Here is a 13,225-nt window from a genome sequence, read left to right as displayed (position 1 = left end):
CAGACTGTCTATCGGGCGTTAGAATCCATCCATCATGGATTCGAATGATCATGCGGCACGTTCACCTGGGTCACGGCCGCGGTTTCATTGTCGGCTTGATCCGTGACCGTATACGTGATCGTGTAGATCCTGCCGGAGTCTGCACCCGATCTTGCCGCGCGCAAGCTGAACGAGGTATCCATCGTGCCCAGCTCCGCACCCTGAATATCCTCCGCTTGCAGCTCCTCATTACTTGTAATGGAGGACAGCACGACGGAACCGATATCCGAGCCCGAATCGCTGGCGTCGACGAAAGCCGTGACCTGCACCAGCCTTTGGTTAGGCGGCCACAACTTAACCGGGTCCGCCGTTACGGTCGCCACGGGCGCGGTCTGGTCGATCTTCAAGGTCAAGGACTTGATGGAACCCGGTTCCCCGGCTGGACTCATCGTCCGATAGTCCAGCCCATGAATCCCGTCCGTATCCATGATCATTTCGGAACCGTACGTCTGCCATTCTCCGTCATTCACGCGAAACTGAATGCCGTAGCCGTCCGGCAAGCCATTCGCTGCCCCGAGCTTGACGGTTACCGGGCTTCGGTACCAGCCGTCGTTGCCATCCGGCTGCTCCGGCGTCAAAGCGGCGGTAAGCTCTGCCGCCTCCATGCCGTTGGCCAAACCGATGCCGTCCACATGGAAATATCCTCCTTGCCAATGCACCCGGCTTGCCGGCACAAGCCCGATTTTAATTTTGGTGATCCGGTCCTTATAGGCCCAATCCCCTAAGTCAACCGCCAGGTTGCTCCACTGCTTCGGCGGAACATTCCCCTCTGCTTCCAGCACATGCTGATCGCTGTACACCTTTACCTGAACGGTATAGGATTCGGCCGCAGGCCCGTTCGAAGGATTGATGCCAAAGAACAGGTAGGGTTTGCCCTCGGCATTCAGCGGCTCGTCGAACCGCTTGGCGATGCCTTTGCTGTCGCCCAGCTGCTCTCTGGTCATCACCGTAGCCTTGAGCGTTTGACTGCCGGTCCAGGTGACGGAAGCATCGGTTTCGACGCCAGATACATACTCTGCATGGGTCCAGCCCTCATCGCCGTTCTCAAAATCAAACTGCATTTCCGCCCCCTCCAGCTGCTCCGGAGGAAGGACAGCCGCTGGCGCCGTATCCGGTATCTCCCGCCGAGCTAGCTTGCCGGCATCGAAGGATGGCGCGATATCCTGCCAGTCGGCGATGCCGATGATCGGCTTCGCGAATTCCGTCACCTCCAGCGAACGTTCCGTATCGATATACTTAAAGACATCGTACACCAGCTTGTGCTCCGCAGGGATGCTGGCGCCCCTGCTCGTATCCGGATCATGCGTCCACAATCCGAGATTCAAGCCGTACTCTTCGGCATGGTCCACATGCCGGTGCAGAATGAAGGAGTCGATGCCGTCCAGGAAGTCCGTAATGTAATAGGCATACGCATAGGCTGCCGCCTGCAGCTGCTGGCCTTCCGGCGAATTGTCGCCGCTGTGGAAGCCCTGCTCCGACAGAATAATCCGGCGCGCCTCATCGCCGTACATGAACTTCGGCTGCTTCATGTAATCCACGAGGACGTGCAGGTTTTTAAACGTGATTTTCGGCGTATCGAACTGCTCGAGCGACTGCGGCGCAACCCAGGCTCTCGGATCGAACAGGTTTTCCGGGTAAGGATGATAAGCGATATGCCACGGAATGTCGCCCTCTGCAGCGATCTCCGCCTGAAGCGTATCGATGATCGATCGGCCGTCGAACGAGCCGATCTGCGTGGACGGCAGCTGCTGATCCCAGTTATGCGTCAGTGAAATATACACTCTGGCGTTGCTATAAAAGCTTTTTACGACGGTATTCGTTATTCTCACGGTCCGGGCATAGTCCTGAACGAATTCCCTGACCGTTTTATCATTGCCCATATTATACCAAGTCTCCCCGGCATCCACCTCGTTGCCAACGATGTAATTAACGGCTCTGCCGTACTTCTCGTCCTCGCGCGAGTAACGCTCCGCCAGGAAGGCTGTGATGGCTTTATAATACTTCGTCCCTAACTCATCCGTCGTGTTAAATGCATAGACGATGCCTTCCGTAGCATCCGGATGGAGCAAATACCGGTTAGGCGTGGTATCGTCCATTCCCCCCTTATACATGAGGAGGATCAGGGATACCGTCACTCCGTTATCGGACAAACTCTTGATGGAATTATCCCGCTCCTCGATCCAATCCTTCTTGAAGTAGAAAGTCTCCCCTTCGTAGGAATATTCGAACGTATTGGCCGGATTGACGGCCCCGTTCATGTACAGGGCACTATTGTAATCCACGTTCAGCGCCGCATGACTGATGCCGAGGTCCTCCGCATCGCCGACCATCTGCACCTGCAGCCCCTTCTTGCTCTTCGCCACAGGGAACGGATACGTATTCGGCGCAAGTATCTCGGTGTTGCTCACGTATTTGGCGCGATCCACGAGCTCCAGCGATCCGTCCGGAAGCATGGCCGCGACCGCAAATTTGGATTGCAGGCGGGTACGTCCCTCTTGCCCTGCCAGATCCAGCTCAAACCTAAATTGATCTTGTACCGCTTGCTCGGCAATCGGCTCTCTGTTCGCCAGATCCCTCTCGGATTCATAAGGCTGCAGCTCAAACAATTGGAGCTCTCCGCCTTCATAAAGCTCCGCTTCCCCAGGCTTCAGTGCACCCTCGATCACGATCCGATCCCGGGAGGCCGCGATCTCATGCCTCGTAAGCTCGCCGGGGAACACTTCAATCGGGGCCAGCTGCTTGAATCGAATCTGATCGATGCCGACTTCTCCCGTGCTTGCCCCTCCGCCATTCAGGAACGTCAACCGGAACTGCTTCAGGCTGCCGCTCCACTTCGGATGCAGCGACAGATTAAAATCTTGTTCAACGGATTGGCTGTTATTCGCTTCGATGTCGAACACCTCCGACTTCGTTTCATCCCAATCGGGGCTTTCCTCCGTCATCCATTCGACCTTCACTTTGTTGAATGGCGACTCGTTCCTCCATTTGACGCTTAATGTATTGTAATGATCGATATCCTGGATGATCACCGGAGATTGCAATACGGGAACGGCACTTGTCAGTGCCAATCGGAGCTCTCCGCCGGCTGCGTCCACCTCGGCGCCTTGGGCGGTAAACCCTTCCGTTTCCCCGTCCACGTTAAAATCCATGCCGATGGCGTTGGATCCGCTGAGATAATCGATCTGGTAATTGCCGCCCCAGAATTCGTATCCCGGATCGCCCGGCTTCAGTCCGCCGTGATCGAAGTTGAGCATGAACGCGAATTCGATCTTGGTGACGTAGTCCCGCTGGGCCCAATCCTTGACGGACACCGCCACTTTGCTCCAGCTGTTCGGATTGATTTGGGCAATGCTCTCATAGGAATCTTCGCCGCTGAACAGGGTAACCTTGATCAGATAGTCCTCCGTCTGCCACCCGTAGCAATTGGCCGCAAACGTCAGATAGTTCACGTCCGACAAGTCGAGCGGCTGATCGAAATCCCTGGATACCGTTCTCCATTCATAAGCCTTGACTTCATCCGACCATACCTCGAGCACATGGCTTCCCTCATATGGAGAATTCGGGCCGTTGGCATAACGGTCAGCGTAGGTGACTTTCTCCGCTCCCGCTCCGCTGGTCCATTTTCCCGGCTGGTTTACCGCATCGGGCTCGTTAAAATCGTCAATGACAATCGAAGGCGTGTAACCCGTCACGTTCAGCACATGGGGAGATGCCTTTAAATCCGGATCATACGTGCCCGCAAACACGATCCCGGAGGGATACGCTTGCAGGATGAGCGCCAGCAGGACGGAATACAGCAGCAGCCTTTTAAACCCCTTCAACTTCATTACGCTTGTTCCTCCTCAAAATGGATTCTGTTGATACGATTACCGCAGTTCGACGCCATTCACCCCCTTTCCAAACCCCTATTCGCTCGTCTCCAAGCCGATCGCCTTAATCTCTGATTCTAAGCACAAGCTCAGTCCCGTTCGATCGCTTTCACGGTAATTCCCTCCGGAACCGTCAGCTCGTATTTCAGCTTCCCTCCCTTCTCTCTCTTCCAGCTTGCTTCCATCATGCCAAAGCGCGTCGGTACAGCGCCTTCCGCCCAATCGAGATCACCGGCATGCGGGGCAAGATATACCTCCTGATCGCCGAGTCTGCTTAAATCAAGGCCCAACACGGATTGCGTCAAAATATAACTCGGCGATGCGCCCCAGCCGTGACTAAAGCTCACGGGAATATGATCAACTAAATAAGTTGGCGTATTGCCTTGATAAGCGCTCGGCACGGTACAGGCCGGCGTTGACGGATCATACGTCTCCCACCAGGTCGTCGCTCCCCTGTCCAGCATGCCGCCCCAATAGCTTCTTATGATTTCCAGGGCGCGGTCTACGCGTCCTTTGCTCATCAGCGTCTCCAGAACCACATGATAGAAAAAAGCGCCTTTTAACGGCGGCAGCTTTCCGCCGTCGTACCATTCGTCCAGGAAGCGGTCCTCTTCCGCCGGGTCCATCAGGCCGGACCATATCGCCGCAAAGTTGGTCTGAGCCGTGATCTGCTTCGATAATCCGTCCGATCCGATGCAATCCGCAAACACGATCTCGCCAGGGGGCCGCATCTGCTCCCTTATGGCAGCGCGAAGCCGGACCGCCTGGTCCTTCCACTGCCTTGCCAGCTCGGCGCGTCCGGTCTCTTGCGCCAGCTCCGCCGCCAACCCGAGCGCCTTGTAATAGAAGCAGGAGACGGCCGTCACCCGGTCGCGCCGGTCGATGTAATCGGCCCAGTCGATAAAGCACCACCAGCCAGGCCGGTTGGCGCCGGCAAACAGGCCATCCCGATCCTCCTGCAGCGCGAACCACGCCATCAGCCGTGTAATGGCCGGCCAGATTTCTTCCAGGAAATCGCGGTCCTTCGTATACCGCCAGTGGGAATGCACGCCGAACAACCAATGCGCGCAGAAATCGGGCAGCAGGAACGAGTTTCGTTCCGGGCCGGTACCGGGTATGGAGCCGTCGCCATTCTGAATCCGCGCCCCTTGCAAGAGACATTTGCGCAGCAGCCGATCATCGCCGAACGCGTGGTAGATGACTTTGCCCATGACCACGGCATCGGCTACCCAGAGCGCCTTCTCGCGCAGCGGGCAATCCTCCAGATGATCCTGGCTGTTCACCAGCGTCGTATACGCCCCGACCTCCCAAATCCGGTTCAGACGATCATCGCTGCAACGAAAAAAGCCGGATTCGTCAAACGGATAGTGGACGGATTCGACGCCGAAGCGCGATATCGTCAGCGCGGCCGGCGTCGCCTGTGCCGTAACCTGAAGGAAACGGAAAGCCCGGCGGCCAAAGGGCTTCAGCCGATTTCGCCCTTTGCGCAGGATGAAGGTATCGTACAATTGCAGCTCCAGCGATTCTCCGTACGACAGTTGGATCACGCCGCCCGCAGGCGCGTCCAGCTCCAGCTCGGGATACCCCACGATTTCGCTAGCAAAGTCATATACAACACCCGGCAGCGAGCCGGGCATGCTGGCATCAAGCGTCCAGCCTGTTGTACCTGCCGCTAACCGACCTGGATCTCTTTCTGTTTCCGCCGAGTCCTCTTGCAAGCCAAACGCTTCTTGACCCCGAGGGGCACGCTCCGGCGAACCGAACGCCTCCGTGCTGCCCCCACGATTCCAAAGCATGCCGGACTCCCCCAGGCTGACGCCGAAATTGGCTTCGGTCCGTACGATCGCGGCCGGAATGACCCATTCCCTGTGCAGCGGAGGAATCTCCCGCGGTAGCAGTCGCGGCCATGGCGAATCCGGATCCCATGCTTTGGCGATAACCACCGCCCCGCTCCATGAGGAATCGTCGTAAGCGGATTCCGCCCATCCGTCCTCCTGCTCCGCGAGATAAATTTCGCGGAATCCGTTCCACTGATGCTGGCGCGACACCTGGGCCATCCATCTTGGCGATCGCCGGACCTTCCAATCCGCATCCGTGGCGGCCACGGAGAACACTCCGTTCCCCTGCTCGATCTCAAGCTCGGCAATCAATCCCCCCGGCCCTTGCATCTGGCCTGTCACGATATCGGTCGAACCGAAATTGTAGGCGACGATGGCCAGCACATTCCTACCCACCGTCAACAGCGGGGTCACATCGATCTCGTCGTAATACTTCCACTGCTGATCGGCAGGTGAGGGGCCCCTCCCGACCACGGCCCCATTGACATAAAGCAGGTACTCCTGGTTGGCTGACACGTACAATCGGCCCGCCATCGGCGCTTTCTGCAAATCAAAGCTCCTTCTTGCTTCCAGATACACGTTGGCCGTATTCGGGGGGAAATCTCCCCAAATCCAGCTCGCTTGCCAGTGCTCTTTCATCATGCCCTCCCTGCCAGCTCGGCTTCCCCGATGCGAGCTGATTTGATCATGCGGCCATGCTCCAGCTTCCACTCCACCTTAATCAAGCCCCTGGGACTTGGAATCACGCCCCGTGCGGCCGTGAGCCCCCCGATGGCATGAGGCTCAAAAGCGATGCGGGCATAACCGGGCTCAAGCGCGCGAATCCCCAGGACATACCTGGCAATCCAGACCACCGGCGTGCTCGACCAGCTGTGGCACAGACTCATCCGATAGGAATCGTACGCGGTATACGTGGTCAGGGCATGGTGAATATCGCTGCTCGGCGTCAGCCTGATTCCCTCCCAGAAAGTGGTTGCTCCCGCATCCAGCATCGTTCCCCAGACCGTAGCGATAACCGCCCACGCCCGTTCATGCATGCCGTACTCCGAATAGCATTCCGCCAGCCAGTAGGCGGACAATGGCGTGAGCGGGTCCCCCAGCCGATAGTCGAGGAGAAATCTGCGTGCGCTGTCTTCTCCCACATACCCGCTCTTAATGCCGATGACCGAGGTGAGCAGCGCGTATGACGGCCCGATGAACTGCTCCTCCTTAAGCTCCGCTTGCGGTTCATCCCAATGGAGCCCGAGCTCCGGCATGTAATCCGCCAGCTGTTTCATTTGGCTCTTCGTCATGCCGTAAATCGCGTTCAGGCACGCCCACGATTCAGACGTCCCCATGGGCGACCATTCGATAAAGGAATGTGCCTCTCTGGCATCCGGCATGAAAATCCCGCTGCACGGATCCGCATTCGCCTTCACCCAAGCGATATGCCGCTGCAGATCCTCCCGGATTTCCCATACGAATTCCCGGTCTCCCGTCTCGAAGTAGTAATCCCATATGCTGCTGAGCCACCACAGCGTATAGGAGGGGAGATTGTTCATCCAATAGCCGTAAGGGGTCCGCCCCAGCTCCCGGAGCGACCGCTTCAATACCGAATAATCGTCCCAGAGCGAGTATTCGGTTTTGGCGGCCAGGTAAATATCGTAAGCCCAATTCAGGCGATCCCGTTTGATGCCGTCCCACAATCCGATTTGATGGCAGACCCGGCTGGTATGCACCGACACGTCATAGATGCGCTGCATAAGGTCGTTGTCCGTCTGCAGCTGCCCCGCTTGGTTCAGCGCGGCGCCGGCTGCCTCCAATCGGAGCTCGAGATGGAATGTTCCTCCATCGTCCCCGCTTACGTAAATTTGCACGTACTGCATGCCCTGGGGATTCGTTGCCGACAGGCTCCCCGGCGGAATCGCCAACCACTCGGTCATGCATCCGTCATAATGCCGCAGCTCCTGCAAGGATTCAGCGCCATTCCACAGCAAACCGATCTCGGAATCGCCGTGGTTGGTCACCTGCATCCGCACATTGAGCTCATGGGGCAATTCCAGCAGCAGCTCCGGCATCCGGCTCAAATCCAGCTCTTTCTGCTGAGTCCTGCGTTCCTTCCATTCCCCCTGCTTCAGAAGATGATAAAAAATATGCCGTTCATTCCGGGACTCCACTTCGCCTAGGACGATTCGCCCTCCGGCCGTTCCATTCATCTGAATTACACCATCTATGCCGCTGACCGCTTCCACTCCGGCTGCGGACATGACTCTTATGCCTTGGACAGGCTCGACCGCGATATCGCCGTATCCTCCGGCAATAAACCAAGGAGGCGCATGATCCAGGTCTCCAAAAGGCTCCTCGCCCCAAACGCATACCACCTCCGCCGGGCCGTCCCCGGCCTCCCAGGTATCATCCGTTGCCAGCCATAAGCCTTCGCTTCCGCTCAAGTAGGCGATGCATCCCACCGAGCGGTCATGCAGATGCATATTGATGGGATGCATCGGCATCGGCTCCGTATTACGGAGCTCGATTCGGAGCGTATAGGCTCCAGGCTCCAAACCGCCGGGGAGCCCCGCTACCGGATAAAATGCGGACGTGTGCCTGGCATGCTCCGGGAAGTGGCCGATCACGGCATCGTTCAGCCTGATCTCGGCTTCTCCCGTACAGGCGATTCTCATCTCAAGCTGCTCAACCGCTGCATGCAGAACAAAGGATTTTTCCAGTACGACATGCCGCCGACCCTCGCGTTCCCTGTGCCAGATCCAGCTGGGTATCTTCTCCGCTTGTCTGTGTATATTCATCCATCTCTCTCCATTTGGTCCGTCGTTTTATATTTTTAAAGCCCCTTGCGTAACGCCCTGGATGTAATACTTCATCCCGAAGCTGAACAGCAGTACTAGCGGAATCGCCGATATGATGTACGCCGCGAATTCCACGCCCATGTTGGAGATGCCGAACTGGTTCGTGAATTGCGTAAGCCCGACGCCGATCATCTGGATGCTGTTCGATTTAATGGTCAAAAGCGGCCAGATGTAATCGTTATAGATCCCGACGGACTGCATGATCATCAAGGTCATGAGAACGGGAACGGACAGAGGCAGCACCATTCTCGTGAACACCACGAACTCTCCCGCACCGTCGATTTTGGCGGCATCAAACAGCTCGTTGGAAATGCCCGCCATGAAGCTCCTGCACAAAAACGTGCCGAAAATCTGACCGCCCGCGGCCGCGCTGATAATGATGACCCACGGCGTATTCACCAGCCCCAGATTCGCATACAGCACGTAAGAAGGGATCAGCGTCATAACGCCCGGTATCATCATGATGGCCAGCATCAGCATGAACAGCACCTCCTTGCCGAGAAAGTCCTTCTTGGCAAAGGTATAGCCTGCAACGGCGGACAGGGCCACGACCAGCGTGCCGCCCACCGCCGCATAGAGCACCGTATTCAAGGTGTACCGCCAGATCGCCGCGAAGGCTTCCGCATAATTCGCGGTCTGCGCCGGGATGGGCATCGTCCAGATGCCTCCCAGAATCTGCGCGTTATTTTTGAAGGATGAAATCAGAGTGAAGGCGATGGGGGCGAGGGTCAACGCAACAAAAACGATAAGCAGCACATAAAGCGCCGACTGCTGAACGAGTCTAGCCTTTGCATTCATGCCGTTCCCCTCCTAATCCGTATTCGTTTTGATGAATTTCATATTGATGACCGTAATCACCATAATGATGGCGAACATGCTGACGCCAAGCGCCGACGCATAGCCCAGGTCATTGAATTTCGTTGCGGCAAAATACATCTGCAGCGCAGGTACATAGGTCGAGTCCGCAGGCCCCCCGCCAGTGACGATCAAGATAGAGCCGAAGTCCTGAATGATGCCGATCAGCGCGAGCACGATCAGCAGCTTGAATTGCCCTGCCAGCAGCGGCAGGTGAATCGCCCGGATAATGCGGAAGGATTTGGCGCCGTCGATTCTCGCCGCTTCGATCACTTCTTCCGGAATGGCGATCAGCCCCGAGTACATTACCAGCAGCTGCAGGATGCCGACGAACGGAAAGCCCATCATAATGATGGCCCACAGCGCCGTATTCGGGTCACCCAGCCACGGATGGCTTAGCGAGCCGAGTCCGATCATGCGCAGCAGCTGGTTCACAAGGCCGATGTTCGGATCGTACATGTCCTGCCAGACCAGCAGCATGCCGACGGATGGAATGACCATGGAAATGACGAAAAACGTGCGGAATACATACTGGGATCTTTTGTTTCTCAGATGATAGATCAGTTCCGCCACGATCAGCGGCGGAATGAGCGCCTTGAACAATCCGGTGACGATGAGGATGAGCAGATTGCCTACTCCCTTGGTGACGTACGGATCATTCGCCATGCGCCTGAAATTGTCCAGCCCGATAAACTCGCTTCGTGCGCCCGGGTTCCAGTCGTACAAAGAGTGAATCAAGCCGGAGAACGCCGGGATATACAGGAATATGATAATGAGCGTAAAGCTGGGGAGCAGCATGGCATACGCCAGTTTGCTCTTCCACAGCCGGTGAAGAATATATGGCTTCTTGCGCCACAGCCAAAAGAATAACAGTACCGTCAGCAGAACGAATACGATCACGGCCGCTACCTGTACCACGGTTTTGACCATGGCCGCCTGCTTGCCTTGCTCCAGCAAGGCCCCGACTTCATATTGGAAGACAGCTCCTTTGTCCGAGCCTGCGAAGAGTCGCGTGCCGTCTTTGCTGAACCGGATTTGCTGACCGGCTCCGGCCTCCTTCGTGCTCCACAACAGTTCGCCGCCTTGATTGGCCACGTAATAATTGCCAGAGTAATCCGCTACCCCGATAAACTCCCCGTCATGGGTGACATGAACGGAGGTCACTTTATCCTTGGTCAACAATTCGCCAAGCCTACTGCCCTCTGCCGAATAGAGGACCGCTTTATTGCTGGTCGTTCCGACCACCATCGTTCCGTTATCCGCAACGGAAGCATGAAGAATGTCGCCTTCCAGCGGCACCTGAAATTGCTGCTCACCGCCTGGATTGAACAAATAGGCGTACTGATTCGCGGCCCCGGCTGCGAGCCATTGCCCGTTCGGGGATACCGCCGCGCTCTTCACCGCGATGCCGATCGGAATTTCACGCAGCGTCTGTCCTTGTTCATCGAGCACATGCACCAAACTTTCGTTATGCAGCGTCACGAGAGCCAGCTTGCCGTCGGGCGTTGCCGACAGATTTTTGATCATTTTCTTAAAATCCCGCTTCCACATCTCCTTGCCGTCAGCGCTCAGCATATAGAGATGCCGGTCATCGGAGGAAACGAGCATCCGTCCGTCATTCAGAAGGGCGACACCAGTCACGACGTTGTTTGCCATGAATTCGAATCGCTGCGTGCCGTCACGCTGAAGAAGAATGGCACTCGCATTCTGCGTACCGACTGCCACCAGCTCGCCGTCTTCTGATATGGACAAGGCTTTGATCGTAAGGCCCTGCTCCATCGTCCAGATCGGCTCAGAGGCATGGATCGGCTGGGCATATAGAAACAGCAGCAGCGAAGCCAGCAGGCAGGAATATATTGTTCTCATCACCTTCGTGTTCACACTCCCTTCCATGCCAAGTGAACCCGCAGGACTCCTCCGATGAAGGCGAAGTCCTGCGCCTTACAGCCTTTTACAGCCTACTAATGCTACTGTCTGACAGGCGGCTGACGCTCCGGATTCTCGATATCGGAGAGTTCTTTTTTGCGTTCCTTGAGCATGGCTTCGAATTTGGCGTCAATATCCGCCTGGTACTGCTTCAGCAGCTGATCCACATCGATTTCATTGTTGAAGTATTTGGAGATCAGGCCGATATAGCTCTGCACGGATGGCTGATAGTCATGGAGTCCGCGGGCCAACACGTTGCCCGGGCTGTTCAGTCCTTCCGTGTTCCCGATCGCGTCAAACGATTCGAACGTCTTCTTCATTTCTTCCGGCAGCTCGATGTCGTTAAGCAGCGGCGCGCCGTTCAGGGAGGCGTCTTTGGAATTCTGGACGGCTTCCAGGTACACCTTATACCCTTCCGGGCTGGTCAAATACATCATGAAATCGACGTTCAGGGCGGTTTGCTCCGCATTCTTCTTCACGAAGCCGTAGAAGCCGGTGTAGATATGAATCGTTCTCGCCGGAGCCTGGACGAGCTTCCCTTCCATGGAAGGCATGTTAAAGAATCCGAAGTCGAAGGATTTCACGCCGCCGCTCTCTCCCGTTTTTTCCGCATCGGCAAAATCCTTCGGAAGCTGCCAATAGGAGGACGGAAGCGCGACCATGGTTGCGGCCTTGCCTGTCAGGAAGAGCTTGTAGGCCTGCTCCTCGGACATGCCCATGAAACCGTCCGGCGCGTAACTGAACAAGGTTTTCAGATTTGTCATGACTTCGCGCCAGGCCGGATTGCCCTCGACTTTATACGGGCCGACTTTGTTCTTAATGGCCTGGTACATCCGCAGCTCGTTCGTTGATACTTTGGAACGGGAATCGTTGTACGGGTCGCTCAGGTCGAACTTCCAGTTATCGTCGATGTTTGGCATGTACGTATAATCTTCCGGCTTTGATTTGATCAGCTCCACGTAATCGCGGAAGTACTGGTCCGGATAAATGCGCATGAGCCAGCCCGCCTGACCGCTCCACAGGGAGAGCGCGTTGCCGCCGATCGTGAACGGGATATAACCCGCCGCCTTCAGTTTGTCGTAGGTCGCGATGAGTTCATCGAATGTTTTAGGGGTATCGGTAATCCCCGCTTTCTCGAACATCTCTTTGTTGTACATCCAGAGGATTTGAACCGATTCAAAGTTAAGCGCTTGCAAAGTTTGCAGGTTAGGGTCATCCAGATTGACGCCCATGCCGTCCAGGTTGAAACTTTCCTTCCAGAGCTTTCCGGTATAGGGGTTCTCCGTCTCCAGCCAAGGCTTGAAGTCCACGAATTTCTGGTCTTCGTTCAGGTCGCTGTTTTCATTCGTGTTCACAAAATCGGCTTCCGGCTCTCCGGCGGCAAACTGGGCCTGCAGCCATTCGCGGTAGCCCTCGGCCGGCTTGATATCCACGACGACCTTCACGTCCGGATGCTTAGCCATGTAAGCGTCGGCTACCTTGCCCCAAACCTCGGCTGAGGCACCGCGCAAGGATATTTGGATCGTGCCGCCTTTAGGTTTTTCCGTATCTTCTCCGGCTGGTTCGGCTGGTGTTTTGTTATCCGTTGGGGTAGGCTGTTCGGATGGTGACGGGCTGGCGGTATTGGGTCCGCTGCTGGTACAGCCCGCTGCGATGATGATCATTAGTGAGGAAATCAAAATGAGGCTTACGATCTTTCTAAAATGGATCATGACGTTCACTCCCCTAAGCGTTTAATGAATTCGCTTACATTTATGTGAAGTCTTAGATGTCTAAATTGGACCCGCATCACTCCCTTCAAGGATAACAGGGTGCAAAAACGTTTTTGCACCCTTCAAAAAAAAGAATCGTCCAA

Annotated in this window: 6 protein-coding genes; all 6 read right to left on the bottom strand. The window is 56.1% G+C overall.

Annotated features, from left to right (window positions below; translation table 11 throughout):
* Window positions 1–32 precede the first annotated feature (32 nt).
* The gene (locus AC0VZ8_RS01960; protein ID WP_475485878.1) at window positions 33–3,866 is read right to left on the bottom strand and encodes a DUF5722 domain-containing protein; all 3,834 of its coding nucleotides are present in this window, start codon (window positions 3,864–3,866) and stop codon (window positions 33–35) included.
* A gap of 131 nt (window positions 3,867–3,997) precedes the next feature.
* Window positions 3,998–6,457 carry an alpha-L-rhamnosidase-related protein gene (locus AC0VZ8_RS01955; protein ID WP_475485877.1) on the bottom strand — a complete coding sequence of 820 codons (2,460 nt, stop codon included), beginning with the start codon at window positions 6,455–6,457 and terminating at the stop codon, window positions 3,998–4,000.
* Window positions 6,385–8,529 (bottom strand): alpha-L-rhamnosidase C-terminal domain-containing protein, encoded by a 2,145-nt coding sequence (locus AC0VZ8_RS01950; protein WP_475485876.1) that lies wholly within the window; start codon window positions 8,527–8,529, stop codon window positions 6,385–6,387. The genes AC0VZ8_RS01955 and AC0VZ8_RS01950 overlap by 73 nt, the downstream gene beginning before the upstream one ends.
* A gap of 27 nt (window positions 8,530–8,556) precedes the next feature.
* The gene (locus AC0VZ8_RS01945; RefSeq protein ID WP_119850413.1) at window positions 8,557–9,387 is read right to left on the bottom strand and encodes a carbohydrate ABC transporter permease; all 831 of its coding nucleotides are present in this window, start codon (window positions 9,385–9,387) and stop codon (window positions 8,557–8,559) included.
* A 12-nt stretch (window positions 9,388–9,399) separates the two neighbouring features.
* Entirely contained in the window at window positions 9,400–11,310 is a 1,911-nt protein-coding gene (locus AC0VZ8_RS01940) for an ABC transporter permease subunit (RefSeq protein WP_475487630.1), read from the bottom strand.
* 101 nt (window positions 11,311–11,411) lie between these two features.
* Window positions 11,412–13,082, bottom strand: coding sequence for an ABC transporter substrate-binding protein (locus AC0VZ8_RS01935; RefSeq protein WP_475485875.1), 1,671 nt, complete (start codon window positions 13,080–13,082; stop codon window positions 11,412–11,414).
* Window positions 13,083–13,225 lie beyond the last annotated feature (143 nt).

The sequence above is a fragment of the Paenibacillus sp. QJM3NY_38 genome (assembly GCF_056173265.1).
The sequence above is the reverse complement of the archived record's forward strand: the minus strand, read 5'-3'. Positions and strand labels throughout refer to the sequence as shown.